We start from the raw sequence: 18,026 nt of genomic DNA, 5'->3' as shown, positions 1-18,026 counted from the left end.
GCTCCGCCAACAGCGCCCGCTTCTCACCCACCTTGCGCCTACCCCCCTTGTCCTTGGGCCCCTTCGCGCGCCGCAAACGACAGCAATCTCATGTCTCGTCTTTCCATGCCCACTATAAAAAGCATGTGTTTCTTGTCAATAAGCTGGTAGTCACCGAGATAGCGGCGTAACAAACGTCCATGAAGAGCGATCCCCTGGGTAGACAGGATAAGGGATAATCCATTATAGGCGGCGTTCTCAAGCGAATAGCCGACCGAATGCGAGATCCCCTCGACCCGCTCGCTCAGTGCATCCAATCTTTGTCGGTGCGCTTCTGCGCCTCAGCGAGGTCGCGAACCACCGCCTTGAGTTCGGCAAACTCGGCCTTGGTCACCGTTTGCTGAAGTTCGCCGTACATCTGCCGTAGGGTCTTGGTCAGCAGGCGCGCCTGCACCTCACCCATGCTTTGGGCGAATTCCTCATAGATCTCATAGAAGTCCATCATGCCCTTCCCACCAGATGCAACACTGGTTGCATCCTGATCTCCTTCACCCTCAAAGGCAAGGGGATGCGATCTCTGCTCACGTCCCTTTATCTTTACTGACCAGAGAACCTTGGCGTACCTTCTGATGCAACCTCCTGGTAGGGGTTTAAACCGGCCAGTGAATGAGTTCCCGTAAAAGGCTTGTCGCATAGCCCCCGCGCGGCAAACTGAATGCCAGATCGAGGCAATCGCCGACCTGTTCGCCTACAAGCCCTTCCGCCATTAACCGCAGGGGCCGGCGCTCTTGGTGCAGACCCTGAACAGCCAGACCCTCCGGCCAGGGCGTTAAACTGGCGGCAACAGCCAGCTCGAGGGCTTGAACGGCACCGCGTGTCGGCAGTTCACCCTTGCCCCATAGCGGTCCGGTCGGATGGAGATCGCAATGGAGCACCCGCCTGAACAGGGTCTCATCGATCTGCTCAGCGCAAAAAAAGGACCGATTTCCATCAAGCTGTAGACAATCGCCAGCCCGTGGCTGATCCCAGTCGCCGCGCCGCACCCGTTCGGCCAAGACCTCGTTAAAGAGTTGCGCCCGCACTGCCGACAGCCATAGACCGCGTTGGTGCGGGGTCGCACGCCGCCTGTCCCCGACAAAGAGCGCATGGGCACGTCGCAGGTTGTCTTCGTCTAGACCAAAGCGCTGTTCGCCGAAATAATTGGGCACACCGCGGACACGGATCGCCGATACACGTTCAGCAAGCGCCTGAGGATCGATCTGGACCCCACGGATGCGGATATGAAAGCGGTTGCCGGTGAGCGCGCCCCGCTGAAGTTTGCGCCGATGGCGGTGGACGGCAAGTACCTCGATCCCCTCGCCCGCCAGCGCGCCCCAGTCAGGTTCAGGACCGGGCTTGCGCGGCAGCGAGAACCATTGTTCGGTCACCGCCCAACGGTCCTTGAGACCGGCATAGCCGACATCCCGCACCGGCAGGCCGCTCAGGGCAGCCAGACGGCGCGCTACCCACTCGGTATTGACCCCGGTCTTACGCACCCACAGCCAGCAGTGATCGCCTTCCCCCATCGGTGTAAACCCCAGGACCTCGCTGACCCGAAAGTCTTGCGGCTCGACGCGCAAGAGCCCCATCCCTAGGGGCGCACCATGCGCCTGTGGCAGATCTGCAAACGCCGTCCAACAGGGGAGGCCAGCACCTAGGGAGCCGCTCAATCCCCGATCTCGGTCAAGAGTACCACCGCCGAGGCCGCAATCCCCTCGCCGCGGCCGGTGAAGCCCATACGCTCGAAGGTCGTCGCCTTGACATTGACCCGCGCTGGCGGGCATTGCAGATCGGTGGCCAGGGTCTCGCGCATGGCAGGAATATGGGGGGCGAGCCTCGGGGCCTGCGCAATCAGGGTGAGGTCGGCATTGTGGACCCGCAGTCTCTGACCATGCAGATCTACAATCACCCGCTGCAGCAAGACCCGGCTGTCGATCCCAGCATAGGCCGGATCGGTATCGGGGAAGTGCCGTCCGATATCGCCCAACCCAGCAGCGCCTAGGAGGGCATCGCACAGGGCATGGATCAATACATCGCCGTCTGAGTGGGCGAGCATCCCCCGTTCATAGGGGATCTCGATACCGCCCAACACCAGACGCCGCCCCTCGACAAAGCGATGGGCATCGAAACCTTGACCGATCAGCATCCTGATATTCGCCCCTGTTGTTCGAGATAAAACCGAGCCAACGGCAGGTCCTCGGCCCGGGTGATCTTGAGATTGTCGGCATGACCCTCGATCAGACGCGGGGCAAGCCCCAGACGCTCGATCGCCTGGGCGTCGTCAGTGACCAATACGCCGGACTCCAAGGCCTCGGTCAGCGCCCGCTGCAGGAGAGCGAGGCGGAACATCTGTGGCGTATAAGCATGCCACAGACCCGCGCGGTCCACGGTCGCGGCGATCCGACTGCCGGAATCGGCGCGTTTCATGGTGTCGCGCACAGGGATGCCGAGAAGCCCACCCACCGGGTCATCGGCGAGCGCGTCGAGCAATGCATCGAGATCAGCGCGCCGCAGACAAGGACGCGCTGCATCATGGACCAAGACCCAATCATCGTCAGCGGTCTGTTGCGCCAAGACAGCCAAGGCATTGAGCACTGAATGACAGCGCTCGGGTCCGCCAGGGGCCCGCATCACCTTGGGATGATGGGCATAGGCCGTACCCTCCCAATAGCCATCCTCGAGCCCCAAGGCCACGACGACCCCCTGGATACGGGGATGACCGACAAAGAGCTCCAGGCTGTGCTCAATCACCGGACGTCCGGCGAGCATGAGATATTGCTTGGGCATGGCGCTGCCCATGCGCCGACCCACCCCCGCTGCCGGCAGTACGGCCCAGAATCGCGTCATGGCCGCTCCTCCTGCACTGGAGACCGAGGAGGCTCGATGACCTGGATGAAAAACTCTCCAGGCTTGATCATGCCGAGCTCCAGCCGCGCACGCTCTTCGAGCGCCTCTGAGCCTGCGCGTAAATCATCCACCTCGGCTTGAAGTGCGCGGTTGCGGTTTTGCAGCCGCTCAAGCTCGGCTTGTTCAAAGGCGATCTCACGCTGGAGGCTATAGAGCTCGGCCAGGCTACCCTCACCTACCCACAGTCGATACTGGAGCATAGCCAAAGGCAGGAGTAATACCAAGATCAAGCCATAATACATCCTGGTCCCCGGTTAGCGCGCCCTCGGCATTTCAGTGATCAAGCCATTTGAAGGCCGTGCGTCCAGCATAGTTGGACTCATCGGCCAATTGATCCTCGATGCGCATCAGTTGATTGTATTTGGCGATGCGGTCGGAGCGCGACAGCGAGCCTGTCTTGATTTGACCGGCCCGGGTCGCCACGGCCAGGTCGGCGATGGTGGTATCCTCGGTCTCACCGGAGCGATGGGAAATGACCGCCGTATAGCCCGCGTTATGAGCCATGTTGATGGCATCCAGGGTCTCGGTCAGGGTGCCGATCTGATTGACCTTGATCAGGATCGAGTTGGCGATCCCCTGGGCGATGGCTTGACTGAGGATCTTGGTATTGGTCACAAAGATATCATCGCCGACGAGCTGGACCCGCTTGCCCAGACGCTCAGTCAGATGGCGCCAGCCCTCCCAGTCGCCCTCGGCAAGGCCATCCTCGATCGACAGGATCGGATACTTGCCGACCCAATCCGCGTACAGATCGATAAGCTCATCGCTGGTCAGGGTTCGACCCTCGCCCGCGAGACGATAGCGCCCCTCCTCATAGAACTCAGAAGCAGCCGGGTCCAGACCGAGATAGATGTCGGCGCCCGCCTTGAAACCGGCCTTATCGATCGCCTCGAGGATGATCTCAATGGCGGATTCATTGGTGGGAAGATCGGGCGCGAACCCACCCTCGTCACCGACCGCTGTTGCCAGGCCCCGGTGACGCAGGATAGATTTCAGGGCATGGAAAACCTCGGCGCCATAGCGCACCGCCTCGCGCAGTGTCGGTGCCCCCACAGGCAGGATCATAAACTCCTGGAAGTCGATGCGATTGTCGGCATGAGCACCGCCGTTGATGATGTTCATCATCGGCACCGGCAGGCGATAAGGTCCGCTGGCTAGAGACATGAACAAGGGCAACGCCTTTTCCTGCGCAGCGGCATGGGCGGCAGCCAACGATACCCCTAGCAGGGCATTGGCCCCCAGCCGCGATTTATTCTCGGTGCCGTCGGTCTCGATCAACCGTCGGTCGATGGCGCCTTGATCCGCGACTTCCATCCCCAGGATCGCCTGGCGCAGCTCACCCTGGATATGGGACACGGCCTTGATTACCCCTTTACCGCTATAACGCTTGGGGTCGCCATCGCGCAGCTCCAGCGCCTCGCGTGAACCGGTCGAGGCACCGGAGGGGACGATCGCGCGGCCGATGGCGCCATTGGCGGTGATGACATCGGCCTCGACTGTTGGGTTGCCACGCGAATCCAGCACCTCGCGGGCGCGGACATCGACGATTTCAGACATTGGATGACTCCTTGGATTGGATCGATGATTCGGTCATACCGCGGTACCGCCAGCATTGCTGTCGCGCGGCCCATCCCCTGATGATGCCTTGGATCAATCGCTTGCAGGTTTAAGATCCGGCGGTAGGCGGTGCAGTGTGCTTGATGCACCCCGTTGATTTGACGGTGCGATCGAGCGCAACCAGGGTCTCTAAAAGCTCGCGCATCTGGCCCAGGGGCCAGCTATTGGGACCATCGCTTAAGGCCCGGTCTGGATCTGGGTGGGTCTCCATGAAGAGCCCGGCGATGCCAGCGGCAATCGCCGCACGCGCCAAGGCAGGTACGAACTCGCGCTGACCGCCGGAAGAGGTCCCTCGGACGCCCGGAAGCTGTACCGCATGGGTCGCATCGAAGACCACCGGGCAGCCGGTCTCGCGCAGGATCACCAACGAGCGCATATCGACGACCAGGTTGTTATAGCCGAAGGAGACCCCCCGCTCGCAGACCAGGAGCCGGTCGTTGCCGACCGCCCGCGCCTTGGCGACCACCTGCTGCATGTCCCAGGGCGCGAGGAACTGGCCCTTTTTGAGATTAACCGGCTTGCCTTGACGGGCGACCGCCTGGATGAAATTGGTCTGGCGGCACAAAAAGGCGGGGGTCTGAAGGACATCGACGACCGCGGCGACCTCAGCCAGAGGGGTATCCTCATGGACATCGGTCAGCACGGGCACACCGATCGACCTGCGCACGCCTTCCAAGATCTTCAACCCAACCTCCAACCCCAAGCCGCGAAAGCTCTGATGCGACGAGCGATTGGCCTTATCTAAGGATGATTTATAGATCAAGGGGATGCCGAGGGCGTCAGTCATCTCCTTCAAGGCCCCTGCCGTCTCTTGGGCAAGGCCCTCGCTTTCGATCACACAAGGCCCGGCGATCAAAAAGAACGGGCGATCTAGGCCAACGGTAAAGCTAGCAAGCTCCATCAGCGTACGCGCCCTTCGTTTAACTGGCGCTGGACCAGAGCCGCGCGCACGAAGCCCTGAAACAACGGATGACCATCGCGGGGGGTCGAGGTGAACTCGGGATGGAACTGGCAGGCGATAAACCAGGGATGATCTGGCAGTTCAATGATCTCGACTAGGCGATTGTCGAGGGACCAACCGGAAAAGCGCATACCGGCGTCTTTCATGATGTCCAGATAGGTGTTGTTGAACTCATAGCGATGACGGTGGCGCTCGCGGATCTGCGGCTGACCATAGACCGAGCGGGCGAGGCTGCCTGGTTCGAGCCGGCAATTCTGCCCCCCCAGACGCATGGTCCCGCCTAGGTCATCCGCACCCGTGCGCCGCTCGATCCGCCCGCGTTCATCACGCCATTCGGTGATGAGGGCAATGACGGGATGCGGGGTATCTGGATCAAACTCGGTACTATGGGCGCCGGCAAGCCCTGCGGCATGGCGCGCATATTCGATCACTGCGACCTGCATCCCGAGACAGATCCCCAGATAAGGGACGCGCTGCTCACGGGCAAAGCGCACCGCCGCGATCTTGCCCTCGACCCCGCGCTCGCCGAATCCCCCGGGAACCAGGATGGCATCCAACCCCTCGAGACACCCTGTCCCTTCCCGCTCGATGGCCTCGGCATCGACATAGGCGATCTCGACCCGCGTTCGGGTATGCACCCCGGCATGGGCGAGGGCCTCGGACAGCGACTTATAGGCCTCGGTGAGGTTCATATATTTGCCGACCATCCCGATGCGCACCTCAGCCTCGGGATGATCGAAGCCATCCAGCACCCGGTCCCATTCGGCAAGATCCGCCTCGGGGACCGTCAACAAATGGAATTGGCGCACGACCAATTCATCCAGACCCTGGGCATATAACAGGCGGGGGATACGATAGATATTGTCGGCATCGACCGCCGAGATCACCGCGCGCTCCGGGACATTGGTAAAGAGGGCGATCTTGCGCCGCTCCTCATCAGGCAAGGGCCGTTCGGCACGGCAGAGCAGGATATCGGGCTGGATACCGATCGAGCGCAGCTCCTTGACCGAATGCTGGGTCGGCTTGGTCTTGATCTCGCCGGAGGCCCGGATATAAGGCACCAAGGTGAGATGCATGAAAAGCGAGTTTTCCGGCCCCATCTCAACCCGCATCTGGCGGATCGCCTCGAGAAAAGGCAAGGACTCGATGTCGCCCACCGTCCCGCCGATCTCGACCAGGGCGATATCGGCACCCTCGGCGCCACAGCAGATGCTGGCCTTGATCTCATCGGTGATATGGGGGATGACCTGGACCGTGCGCCCTAGATAATCCCCGCGGCGTTCCTTGCGGATCACGCTTTCATAGATCTGGCCAGTGGTAAAATTGTTGTTTCGCCCCATCCGGGTGCGCAAGAAGCGCTCATAGTGCCCCAGGTCCAGGTCGGTCTCGGCGCCATCGTCGGTGACATAGACCTCACCGTGCTGGAAAGGGCTCATGGTCCCGGGATCGACGTTGATATAGGGATCGAGCTTGATCATGGTGACGCGCAGACCGCGCGCCTCCAAGAGCGCCCCGAGTGAGGCCGAGGCAATACCCTTGCCCAGCGATGAAACGACACCGCCGGTGATGAAGATGAACTTGGTCATGATGGATGGCGCTGGGAGGGGCAAAATCTTCTCGCTCAACAAACTACCAAAATCACCGCAGCCGCTCAATCCAGAAAGCACTAGGCAGCGCCTCAGGCACTGGGGTTCTGCGCGGCCCGCCAGGTGCGCAGGCCGGGAAGTTCGCCGACCAGAACTCTTGATCTAGATCAAAAACAAGGGCATATAGCGGGTTCAAGTTGCCATCCATCTCGAAGCGAGCGAGGGTCAAACCTTGAGCCAGCATAGCGTGATCTCGATCGAATCCATCCGCGTCGCCTGCCGCAACTGCACCGTGTCGTCGCTCTGTCTGCCGATGGGCTTGGCCTCTGAAGATGTCGAACGGCTCGATGAGATCATCCGCCGCTCCCGCCCCTTGCAACGCGGCAATAAGCTCTTTGAGGAGGGTGAGCGCTTCCGCTCGTTGTTTGTCGTCAAGACCGGCTCGCTCAAGACCTTCGCCCCGACGCCTGATGGCAGCGAGCAGGTCTTGGGCTTTCATCTGCCAGGTGAGCTCATCGGTCTGGATGGGATCGACAAGGGGATCCACGCCTGCTCAGCGAGCGCCCTCGAGACCTCGGCCATCTGCGAGATCCCCTTTGGCCAGCTCGAAGAGCTGACCGCCATCATCCCTAGTCTCCAACATCAGATGTATCGTTTGCTGAGCAAAGAGATCGGCCACGACACAGATATGCTGCTGGTACTCGGCAAAAAGACCGCTGAGGAGCGACTGGCAGCCTTTCTGCTCGATTTTTCGCGCCGTCTGCGCCGACGGGGGCTATCGGCCACCGATTTTTATCTCAGCATGTCGCGACATGAGATCGGCAACTATCTCGGGTTGGCGGTCGAGACCGTCAGTCGCCTATTCACCCGGTTTCAAGACGATGGGCTGGTCCATGTCGAGCGCAAGCATGTCCGTCTGCTCGACCTGGCGGCGCTGGAGTCCATCGCCAACAGCATGGGTCCCTGCCGCCATCAACAGCAACGCTAGCCTGTTTCAGACAGAGCGATCCTCGCTCAACCAAACGCATTGCCCGCTTGCTGCCTCAATCGCCGCCAGGCGAGCGCGATGGGCCATCTCCTCTTCGTCGCTTGCCCGCACTACCCGCAGGGGTGGACGCTGTGGGTCGATGTGCCCACGCGAGCCAAGACCACGCCCGGCCCCAGGGTCACGCCTGAGCTCATCGCCCAGATGTAACGCGACCTGACCACCGGTCATCGCCAGATAGACCTCGGCCAAGAGCCCGGCATCGAGAAGGGCGCCATGGGCGATCCGCTTGGAATTGTCGATGGCGTAGCGTTTGCACAGGGCATCGAGGCTATTGCGCTGCCCCGGAAAGAGCTGACGCGCCAGGCTCAGGGTATCGCAGATCCCGCAAAGCTCAGCGACCCGCGGTGCCGACTCGCCCTTCCATAGCTGCAATTCATGATCCAAAAAGGCTACATCGAAAGCAGCGTTATGGATGATCAGCTCAGCCCCGCGCAGATAGTCGAGCAGGGATTCGGCGATCTCGGCAAATTTGGGCTTCTGGGCAAGGAACTCAGCGGTGATGCCATGGACATTGACTGCATCCAGATCGATCGCCCGCTCGGGGTTGAGATAGAGATGAAAATTATTACCGGTCAGTCGCCGGTCGATCAGCTCGATACACCCGATCTCGATGATCCGATGGCCTTCGCACGGTTCAAGACCAGTCGTCTCAGTGTCTAGCACAATCTGACGCATCTCGACCCCACCTCAAAGAACAGAGTGCACGCCCAGCCTTGCCAATCGGTCGGCGCGTTCATTGTCCGGATGGCCCGCATGGCCGCGCACCCAGTGCCATTCGATCTGGTGTCTGGCACAGTGATGATCTAGCCGCTCCCATAGATCGCGGTTTTTGACCGGTTGACGGTCAGCAGTACGCCAGCCGTTGCGTTTCCAGCGCGGGAGCCAGGCGGTCACCCCTTGCTGGACATAGCGCGAATCGGTCGCGATGCGGATGCAGACCGGACGCTTGAGCGATTCCAGGGCCATGATCACCGCCATCAATTCCATACGGTTGTTGGTGGTCTCCGGCTCCCCGCCATAGAGCTCCCTTTCATGCCCCTGCCAGCGCAGCACCACCCCCCAGCCACCCGGCCCAGGATTCCCTTTACAGGCGCCGTCGGTGAAGGCCTCGACCCAGATGCAATCCATCAGCCGCGCACTATGGGGCGCATGGCCCCGCTCGGCAGCAGGACATGACGCTCGCAGCGATAGGGTTTGATCGGGGTCAGGGTGGCTACCCGTTTGACAGCGCGAATCGCATACAGCCCTCCAAGAGGCGCCCAAAATCGCCGTCCAAGGTCTTCAATGGACTGGGCATGCCGGCCTAGAGGAGAGCCAAAGAGCGCATAATCCCGCGACTCGATCTCGAACCCCTGCTCGCTTAGCCAATGCTCGACCTGAGCCGCCAAGTAAAAACGGCCTGGCGGATAGCCGTCCGTTGGACGCCACAAACGGCTCAGCCGCCAGAGGCCCAGCGGATTGAACCCCGTAAGCACCAGCCGTCCCTCGGGGATGAGCACCCGCTCAACCTCAGCCAGGACCGCCCGCGGCTGAGGACAATGTTCTAGGACATGCGGCAAGAGGATGGCGTCCACGCTATCTGAGGCCAGGGGCAGTGCTGATAGATCGCTCAGGATACACATCCCCTCTCCACTCGGCGCCAAGGAGAAGGGGCTGATGAGGATACGCTGGCGGATACGACTGATGGCCAGCGCCTCGCCATATACATTGGGGGGGCCAACCTGGACCAGGTAGTAGCCAAAGACATTGGTAAGCAAGCGCTGCACACAGGCACATTCAATGCGCGCCACCGCCATGCCGAGTGTGGAGCGGTACCAGGCCTGCAAGCCATCAAGCCGATCGGATGAGAAACGATCTCTCATAGCATGGGGCCTCTTTGGACGCGCATGGTAACCGCAAGCTGTGTCCTTGTCCCCTTGTCTTTGCCATTCGCCAAGAGCGCGACCCGAGTTTCATGCCCTTGATACCTGGAGTTTGGTTGGGTTCTTGGGTTATGATAGCCTGGCTCTTTTAACAAAATCCATATCAATCAAGCACTTAAATTAATTAAACGGGGTTGCCATGCCAAAATCCAGGCGTTTACGGGCCGTCGTGGGGGTCCTTTCGACCCTTGCCCTGCCTTTTTTCAGCGGTTGTGCGAGCCAGCACGACCCGAATACGCTGATGGATTCATACTATACAGGCTCAGTCTCGGCCCGTGAGTATGGTTATGTCAGACCCGCATTGGACGTGGTCATTCGGGAGCGGGGGCGGATCGTTGGGCGTGGCGTTGCGAGCGGTGATCTGTGGCAACGGGTACGTGCCGGGATGCGCCTCGATCTTCAGGCCAATGAGCGGGTCGATGCCCTATTCGAGCGCCTTCGCCGCGACCCATGGGCCGTCGAGCGGCTCACCGAACGCGCCTCGCCCTATCTGCCGCTGATCGTCACCGAGATCGAGCGGCGGGGATTGCCGATGGAATTGGCGATCCTACCCTATGTCGAAAGTCGCTATGATCCCTGGGCCACCTCACCCAAGGCCGCCGCCGGCATGTGGCAATTCATCCCCACCACGGCGCGCGAGATGGGCCTGCGCCTGGATGAGACGCTCGATGAGCGGCGCGACGTGACCGCCTCAACCCGTGCGGCCCTGGATTATCTGGAACAGCTCCATCGCCGTTTCGACGGCGACTGGGAGCTGGCCTTGGCTGCCTATAATTGCGGGCCCAAGTGCATCAGTACGGCGATCGAAAACAACCGCCGCCAAGGCAAACCGACGGATTTCTGGTCGCTCGATCTACCTGATGAAACCCGCCAGTATGTCCCGCGCATCCTGGCCACCTCGCGCCTGGTGGCCGAAGCCCAGCGTACCGGCCGTCTCAGCACGGATCGCCTTGGACGAACCGCAGCCCAGTCCTCCCCCAGCGGCGCCCATCTTGCCGAGACCCAGACCCAGTCAGGCGGTGTCTTTTTGGACGATCATTCGTCATGATGAATGCCTGAGACAGCGAAGAAGAAGCGTAGCATCTCGCGCGAGGCATCAGGGCCTTGGGGTTCGGCGAACGCCATCTGTGGGTCCCCGCCGAACCAGCCATGCCCGCCGCCGCGAACCAGCCAAAGCTCAGCCAGTAGCTGCCCCTGGGGATCTCGGTAGGAGGTGACCGAACATGCTGCGCCTTTTTCCGGGTGGGTGTCCTGGGTGTCTGCGCGTAACTGAACACCCCCTCCGGCAAGGTCGCCAAGCGCCTGATGGATGATAGCTTCGGCATTGCGTGGATTGACCCGCCCATCGGCATCGCCCTGGAAGACGATGACCGGGATCGCAACCGGCAGAACGGGGATATCGCCCATCGCCGCTGGACCCTGACGCATCAGGGCCAGAGCGGACATCTGATCATGTGCCAGACCATGGGGAAGTCCCGAATGCACCCCGACCGCAGCAAAGCGTCCTGTCTGGACCGCTGCCAGGGTCAGGGCCATCGCCGCGCCTGCTGAGAGTCCGGCGGCATAGCAGCGTTTTGGATGAATCGCGTAGCGCTGCGCGACCTCCCCGGCTAGGGCCGCCAGCAGGGACGCCTCACCATGATCGGGCTGCCGATGCTCGGGTAGGAACCAATTCCAACAACCAGTCGCATTGGCAGCGCGTGCCTGACTTGGATAAAGGACGATAAAGCCCCCTTCATCGGCCAGATGGTCCATCCGTGTCAGACGGGCAAAAACCGTGGCATCCTGCTGGCAACCGTGCAGCATCACGATGAGGGCACGGGCACGCCCGGATGTACTGCAACTGGGTGGCAGATAGAGGCGATAATCACAGGCATCCCGTCCATGACTATAGCGGCCATGGATAATGAAACCGCCGCTTGGCGCTACGTCCTCAACGAACTCGAAATCGCCTGCGATGGTGCGATGCGCCGGGTTTCGCGCTGAGCGCCCGTGGGCGACATAGGCCGGTGGACGCGCGAGATGAAGACCGCGCTGGATCAGGGCCGTGGCCTCGGTGCAGCGCCCATCACGGCTCAGCCGCATCGCCTCGGCAAACAGCATCTTTAGTGTTTCGCTCATCCCGCATCAACCGCTCTAGGTCGTCAACTAGAAGACAGCTTAGCGGACTTGCGGCCAAAGATCGATGCTTAATGAGGACAATGCACTCAATAGCCGCGATGGCGCAGGGTCTCGATCAGGATCTCGCGATTGCGGTAGCGAACATCCTGGCCAAGCGCGACATAGATCACCAATTCGGCGATATTTGATGCATGTCTGCCGATATGTTTGAGCGCCTGGGCGCAGTAGAACAAGGTGATCGCGTAGCGTGAGGCCAGGCCCCCCTGAGCAGGATCGCTGAGCAATTCGCGCAGCGCACGCGCCGCTCGATCGAGTTCAGGCTCTTTCTCGAAGATCGCCAGCGACTGACTGACATCGAAGGTGGCAACGGCACGTAGGCTGCGCTCGAACATGCCGATGGCCTGTTCATTGAGCGACTGAAAGGCAGCCCGCACCGGCTCGACGAGCACATCGGTCTCCTGGATCCACTCGATGACCTGATGGGCGATGCGCGCCGCCTTGTCACCCGCGCGTTCAAACTCAGCGGTGATCTTGGAGAGGGCCATCACGATCCGCAGATCGACCGCGGCCGGTTGCCGGCGCACGATCAGCCGGAACACCTCTTCATCGGCATCGAGCGACAGATAGTCGATCTGGGGCTCACGATCGAGTACCCGATAGGCCTGATAGTCGTCGTCATCGAGCAATGCCTTGACTGCCGCCTGTACCTGCTCGCTCACATGTTCACCCATCTGCAAGATGATGGTGTGCAGCCGAGCCAGCTCTTGGTCATAGCGCCGGACCGTATGCCCGGCCAGCAAATCGGTCGCTGGCTGTTTGCCTTCTTGCTCGTTCATCCACCCCTCCCCTATCCTCAACCAAAACGACCGGTGATGTAGTCCTCGGTCAGTTTGTGCTGAGGATTGGTGAAGATCTGGTTGGTTTCTCCCACCTCGATCAAGTCACCTAGATGGAAATAGGCCGTGCGCTGGGAGACCCGCGCTGCCTGCTGCATCGAGTGGGTGACGATGACGATCGAATAATTGGCGCGCAGCTCATCGATCAGTTCCTCGATGATAGCGGTGGCGATGGGATCGAGCGCCGAGCAGGGCTCGTCCATCAGGATCACCTCAGGTAAGACCGCGATGGTGCGAGCGATACAGAGGCGCTGTTGCTGACCGCCGGAGAGGCCCGTCCCCGGCTGGTCGAGCCGATCCTTGACCTCATCCCATAACCCCGCCTTGCGCAGACTGCTCTCCACCAGCTCATCGAGCTCGGCCTTGCTATTGGTCAGCCCGTGGATGCGCGGCCCATAGGCGACGTTCTCATAGATCGACTTGGGGAAGGGATTGGGTTTCTGGAAGACCATCCCTACCCGCGCGCGCAACAAGACCGGATCGAGTTTTTTGTCATGGATATCTTGATCGTCAAGCTTGATCGACCCGGTGACGCGGCAGCCAGGGATGGTATCGTTCATCCGGTTGAGACAGCGCAGAAAGGTCGATTTGCCGCAACCCGAAGGCCCGATCATCGACAAGACCTCGTTTCGGCCGATGTCGAGGCTGACACCCCTGATCGCTTGTTTAGGTCCGTACCAAACCTCGACATCCCGACAGGTCATTCTGGGGTTCGGGACTGTAAAATCGCCGACGGTCTGGCGGGATACCCGCTCTTGCGCCAATTCAGCCGAACTGATCGCCTCAGTCGTTTTGCTCATTGTTTCCATGGTGTTCATCTACAGCGAATGCCTCGTCTGAAATTCATCAGGCCGCGGGATGCTCAGCACACCAGCACCGAAAGGAGATGTCATTGACAAAGCGCGCTCTCACCGCAGAGCCATACCTACCAGCGCCGCTCAAAACGACGGCGTAACAAGACGGCGGCCAGATTCATCGCAAACAAAAAGGCCAGCAAGACCATGATCGCCGCTGAGGTGCGCTCGACAAAGCCGCGCTCTGGGCTATCGGCCCACAGGTAGATTTGGACCGGCAGCACGGTGGCCATATCCGTGAAACCATGCGGGATATCGACGATGAAGGCGATCATGCCGATCATAAGCAGGGGTGCCGTCTCACCCAAGGCCTGGGCCATCCCGATGATGGTGCCGGTCAGCATCCCCGGCATGGCCAGCGGCAGGACATGATGAAACTGGGTTTGGAGGGGCGAGGCCCCCACCCCGAGTGCCGCCTCGCGGATAGAGGGTGGTACGGATTTGAGCGCTGCCCGGCTGGCAATGATGATGGTCGGCAGGGTCATGAGGGTCAACACCAGCGCCCCCACCAGGGGTGTTGAACGCGGCACCCCGAAGAAGCCGATAAAGACCGCCAGGCCCAAGAGACCAAAGACGATCGAGGGCACGGCAGCCAGGTTGTTGATATTGACCTCGATCAGATCGTTCCAGCGGTTGCGCGAGGCAAATTCCTCCAGATAGACCGCAGCCCCGACCCCAATCGGGAATGATAGGATCAGGGTCAAGAGCAGGGTATAAAACGACCCCATCAAGGCGCCGGCAATCCCCGCGAGCTCTGGTTCGCGGGAGGTGCTATTGGTAAAAAAGAGGGTATTGAAGCGTTTGGCGACGCGCCCCTCGGCCTCTAGACGGCTGATCCAGCTGAGCATCTGGTCCTTGACCCGCCGCTCGGATTCGGGGAGCCGGCGATCGATATGCCCCTTGATCAACATATCGATATCAGCCCCCGCCAAGATCCAGAGCTCCTGGGTAGTTCCGATCTGTTCGGGATGGGCGAGGACATGCTTGCGCACCAATTGAGGCGCCCCGACGCTGATCATGGAGGTCAGCAGGCGCCGCTCACGCCGGTCGGTCACCTCAGGAAAGAGCTGGTACAGGGCATTGCGGATCAATTCCATGTAATCGGCATCTGCGATCACCTCCTGCGAACGCGTGCCCTCGGGATCGATCGCCTCAGCATCCAGGGTGACCGGCAGCCGGACATAGGTCTGCTGAAAAGCCGTATAGCCCTTGAGGATGATGTCGGCGAACAGCAAGGCGACAAAGATCAGGCCAAGGATGACCGCGGTGGCGCCGAGCAGGCGAAAGCGCCGTTCGCGAGCATAGCGGCGCTTCAACGAGGCGCGTACGATGTCAACGGTGTTGCGCCGCATGAGCGGCGTCGTTTCCAGCGCTGGCTTATTCATACTGTTCCCGATATTTGCGGACGATCGACAAGGCGACCACATTGAGCGCAAGCGTCACCACAAACAGGGTGAGCCCCAGAGCGAAGGCGGCTAGGGTTTTAGGGCTGTCGAACTCCTGGTCGCCCGTCAACAGGGTCACGATCTGGACCGTGACCGTAGTCAGGCTGTCGAGCGGGTTGATGCTTAGATTCGCCGACAGACCCGCGGCCATGACCACGATCATGGTCTCACCGATGGCGCGTGAGACCGCCAACAAGATGCTGCCCACGATCCCCGGCAAGGCCGCGGGGATGATCACGCGCCGGATGGTCTCGGATCGGGTGGCACCAAGGGCATAGGAGCCATCGCGCATCGCCTGGGGCACGGCATTGATCACATCGTCCGAGAGCGACGATACGAAGGGGATGATCATGATGCCCATGACGAGTCCCGCCGCAAGCGCGCTTTCCGAAGCGACGTCAAGCCCCATTGAGGTGCCTAAACCACGGATCATGGGCGCAACGGTCAGGGCTGCAAAAAAGCCATAGACCACGGTCGGAATACCGGCCAGGACCTCGAGGACAGGCTTCGCGGTCGCCCGTACCTGCCTGCTCGCATATTCAGAGAGATAGATGGCCGACAATAGACCGATCGGCACGGAGACCAGCATGGCAATGGCCGAGATCACCAAGGTACCGACGAACAGCGGGATAACGCCGAAGGAGCCCGAGGCACCGACCTGGTCGGCGCGCAAGGCGATCTGCGGGCTCCAGTTGGTGCCGAAGAAAAATTCAAGCGGTGAGATCAGATTAAAAAAACGGATCGACTCGAAGACCACCGAGAGCACAATCCCCAGGGTGGTCAGGATCGCAATCGAGGAACATACGATCATGATCGTGAGAATGATCGATTCGACCCGATTGCGTGCCCGCAGATGGGGGTGGATCTGCAACCACACCGCAAGCATGGCCCCCACTGCTAGGGCCAGGACGACGACCCACATCGCGATGCGGGATATCTCATGTAAATGATTGTAATAATCTGCCGCGGCCTGGAGCTCGGCTGTAACCTGGGCTGAGACGATATTGCCTGTCGCCAGGCTGCGGATATCGCTAATCAATAGATTCAACTGACCCGCCGAGAGACCTTCAACCTGCTGAGGAGGAAGGGCATGGGTCAGCAGGGTGATGATGACCTGATCCTGAAAACCGATCCACAGGCCCATCATAAATAAGGCCGGAATACCGGCCCAGAGTGCAGCATAGAAACCATGATAGCCAGGCAATGAGTGGAGATGCTTGACCTGGTGTGGCCCACCTACGCGCGCGATAGCACGCCGGCGACCGAGCTGATAGGCCAAGGCCATGATGACGAGCACAATGAGCAGGAGTAGCCAGTTAGACATCGAGACCTCATTGTCTCCGGGAACGAAAGCCGATGCCCGGCTGGGCATCGGCGTCCTGAAGAGGACCCTAATCCATACTGCTGGAGCAGACTGGGTTAGTGAGCAGGTTTCGCCATCGGGGTGAAGGCGCGAGCCTTTTGTGCCTCTGCCTTACGATCTTCATCCGGCAAGGCGATCAGGCCCTTGTCAGCCAGATAGCCATTGGGTCCCCAGGCCTTGTCGCTGGTGAACTCAGTGACATAATCCTTGATCGCCGGGAAGGTATCGAGGTGCGCGTTCTTGACATAAAAATACACCGAGCGCGCGATCGGATATTTAGCTGTCGAGATGGTCTCATAGGTCGGCTCAACTCCCTTGATCTTCGAGCCCTGGAGCTTGTCGGTATTCTGATCCAGGAAGCTATAGCCGAAGATCCCCAGGGCACTGGGGTTGGCGACCAGCTTTTGCACGATCAGGTTGTCGTTCTCACCCGCCTCGATATAGGCCCCATCCTCGCGGATCCCTTGGCAGACCGCCTTATGCTTCTTCTCGTCGGTCTTTTTCAGATCCTTGATTTCTTTGAAGGTGTTACAGCCGCCCTCCATTGCGAGCTCAACAAAGGCATCGCGCGTGCCCGAGGTTGGGGGGGGGACCCAGGACCTCAATCTTGAGTTCGGGCAGATCGGGATTGACCTCATTCCATTTTTTATAGGGGTTGGGCTGAAAGCCGCCCTTGCCATCTGGAACGTCCTTGGCCAGCGCAAGATAGATATCCTTGAGGCTCAGTTCCCAGCGCCCGGAGTTCTTGGAATTCGCAATCACGATGCCATCGAAGCCGATCCTGACCTCGGTGATCTCCTTGACCCCATTGGACTGGCAGGTCTCATACTCGCTCGCCTTCATTTGGCGGGAGGCGTTGGTGATGTCGGGATGATCGACGCCGACACCAGCGCAAAAGAGCTTCATGCCGCCGCCGGTCCCAGTGGACTCAACCTTAGGGGTCTTGATGCCCTTTTTGCTGCGCCCGAGGGCCTCGGCCACTGCGGTCGAGAAGGGGAACACGGTTGAAGAACCGACGATATAGAGGTTGTCACGGGCCAGGGCCGGGACAGAGAACGCCGAGCTCGCGGCAAGGGTCACAGCAGCTGCAATCAGGGAATTCTTCATGGGACCTTGATCTCCATGCAATGGATAACTAAGGGAGTGCCGTTATTCTCTGCAAAAGCAGTTGCCATCTTATGCGCAAAAGATGACGGTTCAGTGACAAGCCCCCCTTCGCCTTGACTGCTCGCCTCTTACACCTGGCTTGTCGCAGCGCCTGGAATCATTCATCCACGCAGGATACAGA

At 60.4% G+C, this 18,026-nt stretch carries 19 protein-coding genes and 1 pseudogene; 2 read left to right on the top strand and 18 right to left on the bottom strand.

All coding sequences use genetic code 11. The annotated features are described in order from the left end of the window. Positions 1–38 precede the first annotated feature (38 nt). The 9 genes from GWK36_RS06075 to pyrG form a co-directional block, all read right to left on the bottom strand. Positions 39–296 carry a hypothetical protein gene (locus GWK36_RS06075; protein ID WP_166270385.1) on the bottom strand — a complete coding sequence of 86 codons (258 nt, stop codon included), beginning with the start codon at positions 294–296 and terminating at the stop codon, positions 39–41. After that, the gene (locus tag GWK36_RS06070; protein ID WP_166270384.1) at positions 284–484 is read right to left on the bottom strand and encodes a hypothetical protein; all 201 of its coding nucleotides are present in this window, start codon (positions 482–484) and stop codon (positions 284–286) included. Before GWK36_RS06070 ends, GWK36_RS06075 begins: the two co-directional genes overlap by 13 nt. A 145-nt stretch (positions 485–629) precedes the next feature. After that, a complete protein-coding gene (gene truD, locus GWK36_RS06065) occupies positions 630–1,688 on the bottom strand; it encodes a tRNA pseudouridine(13) synthase TruD (protein WP_246237729.1) in 1,059 nt (352 codons plus the stop codon). Continuing rightward, positions 1,685–2,164 (bottom strand): 2-C-methyl-D-erythritol 2,4-cyclodiphosphate synthase, encoded by a 480-nt coding sequence (ispF, locus tag GWK36_RS06060; RefSeq protein WP_166270382.1) that lies wholly within the window; start codon positions 2,162–2,164, stop codon positions 1,685–1,687. Before ispF ends, truD begins: the two co-directional genes overlap by 4 nt. Further along, positions 2,158–2,865, bottom strand: a complete 708-nt coding sequence (ispD, locus tag GWK36_RS06055; protein ID WP_166270381.1) for a 2-C-methyl-D-erythritol 4-phosphate cytidylyltransferase — start codon at positions 2,863–2,865, stop codon at positions 2,158–2,160. Before ispD ends, ispF begins: the two co-directional genes overlap by 7 nt. After that, positions 2,862–3,167, bottom strand: a complete 306-nt coding sequence (gene ftsB / locus GWK36_RS06050) for a cell division protein FtsB (protein WP_166270380.1) — start codon at positions 3,165–3,167, stop codon at positions 2,862–2,864. The genes ispD and ftsB overlap by 4 nt, the downstream gene beginning before the upstream one ends. A gap of 31 nt (positions 3,168–3,198) precedes the next feature. Further along, positions 3,199–4,482 carry a phosphopyruvate hydratase gene (gene eno / locus GWK36_RS06045; RefSeq protein WP_166270379.1) on the bottom strand — a complete coding sequence of 428 codons (1,284 nt, stop codon included), beginning with the start codon at positions 4,480–4,482 and terminating at the stop codon, positions 3,199–3,201. 109 nt (positions 4,483–4,591) lie between these two features. After that, entirely contained in the window at positions 4,592–5,443 is an 852-nt protein-coding gene (gene kdsA, locus GWK36_RS06040) for a 3-deoxy-8-phosphooctulonate synthase (protein ID WP_166270378.1), read from the bottom strand. Next, complete coding sequence (pyrG, locus tag GWK36_RS06035; RefSeq protein ID WP_210756873.1) at positions 5,443–7,089, bottom strand: CTP synthase; 1,647 nt, start codon at positions 7,087–7,089, stop codon at positions 5,443–5,445. Before pyrG ends, kdsA begins: the two co-directional genes overlap by 1 nt. A gap of 232 nt (positions 7,090–7,321) precedes the next feature. Here pyrG and fnr point away from each other — a divergent pair, with 232 nt between their 5' ends. Continuing rightward, entirely contained in the window at positions 7,322–8,077 is a 756-nt protein-coding gene (gene fnr, locus GWK36_RS06030; protein ID WP_166270377.1) for a fumarate/nitrate reduction transcriptional regulator Fnr, read from the top strand. A 6-nt stretch (positions 8,078–8,083) separates the two neighbouring features. Here fnr and dnaQ read toward each other — a convergent pair whose 3' ends face one another. From dnaQ to GWK36_RS06015, 3 genes are read right to left on the bottom strand one after another with little or no spacing between them, the layout of a single operon-like run. Further along, a complete protein-coding gene (dnaQ, locus tag GWK36_RS06025) occupies positions 8,084–8,812 on the bottom strand; it encodes a DNA polymerase III subunit epsilon (protein ID WP_166270376.1) in 729 nt (242 codons plus the stop codon). Positions 8,813–8,824: 12 nt separating this feature from the next. Then, entirely contained in the window at positions 8,825–9,265 is a 441-nt protein-coding gene (rnhA, locus tag GWK36_RS06020) for a ribonuclease HI (RefSeq protein ID WP_166270375.1), read from the bottom strand. Further along, positions 9,265–9,999, bottom strand: coding sequence for a class I SAM-dependent methyltransferase (locus tag GWK36_RS06015; protein ID WP_166270374.1), 735 nt, complete (start codon positions 9,997–9,999; stop codon positions 9,265–9,267). The genes rnhA and GWK36_RS06015 overlap by 1 nt, the downstream gene beginning before the upstream one ends. A gap of 199 nt (positions 10,000–10,198) precedes the next feature. Between GWK36_RS06015 and GWK36_RS06010 the strand changes: the two genes are divergently transcribed. Further along, positions 10,199–11,107 (top strand): transglycosylase SLT domain-containing protein, encoded by a 909-nt coding sequence (locus GWK36_RS06010; protein WP_166270373.1) that lies wholly within the window; start codon positions 10,199–10,201, stop codon positions 11,105–11,107. On the opposite strand, the gene GWK36_RS06005 is transcribed toward GWK36_RS06010, so the two are convergent. From GWK36_RS06005 to GWK36_RS16025, 6 genes and pseudogenes are all read right to left on the bottom strand, one after another. Beyond that, positions 11,095–12,180 carry an extracellular catalytic domain type 1 short-chain-length polyhydroxyalkanoate depolymerase gene (locus GWK36_RS06005; protein WP_166270372.1) on the bottom strand — a complete coding sequence of 362 codons (1,086 nt, stop codon included), beginning with the start codon at positions 12,178–12,180 and terminating at the stop codon, positions 11,095–11,097. The genes GWK36_RS06010 and GWK36_RS06005 overlap by 13 nt on opposite strands. 86 nt (positions 12,181–12,266) lie before the next feature. After that, positions 12,267–13,016, bottom strand: a complete 750-nt coding sequence (gene phoU / locus GWK36_RS06000; protein WP_166270371.1) for a phosphate signaling complex protein PhoU — start codon at positions 13,014–13,016, stop codon at positions 12,267–12,269. Positions 13,017–13,033: 17 nt separating this feature from the next. Further along, positions 13,034–13,876: a phosphate ABC transporter ATP-binding protein PstB gene (gene pstB, locus GWK36_RS05995; RefSeq protein ID WP_343033149.1), complete on the bottom strand. Its 843-nt coding sequence runs from the start codon at positions 13,874–13,876 to the stop codon at positions 13,034–13,036. Positions 13,877–14,001: 125 nt separating this feature from the next. Continuing rightward, positions 14,002–15,315, bottom strand: a complete 1,314-nt coding sequence (pstA, locus tag GWK36_RS05990) for a phosphate ABC transporter permease PstA (protein ID WP_166270369.1) — start codon at positions 15,313–15,315, stop codon at positions 14,002–14,004. After that, positions 15,308–16,699: a phosphate ABC transporter permease subunit PstC gene (gene pstC, locus GWK36_RS05985; protein WP_166270368.1), complete on the bottom strand. Its 1,392-nt coding sequence runs from the start codon at positions 16,697–16,699 to the stop codon at positions 15,308–15,310. The genes pstA and pstC overlap by 8 nt, the downstream gene beginning before the upstream one ends. A gap of 95 nt (positions 16,700–16,794) precedes the next feature. Next, positions 16,795–17,845, bottom strand: a pseudogene (locus GWK36_RS16025) (substrate-binding domain-containing protein). Positions 17,846–18,026: the final 181 nt, after the last annotated feature.

It is taken from the genome of Caldichromatium japonicum (genome assembly GCF_011290485.1).
In the GTDB taxonomy this organism is placed as follows: Bacteria; Pseudomonadota; Gammaproteobacteria; order Chromatiales; family Chromatiaceae; genus Thermochromatium; species Thermochromatium japonicum.
The sequence above is the reverse complement of the archived record's forward strand: the minus strand, read 5'-3'. Positions and strand labels throughout refer to the sequence as shown.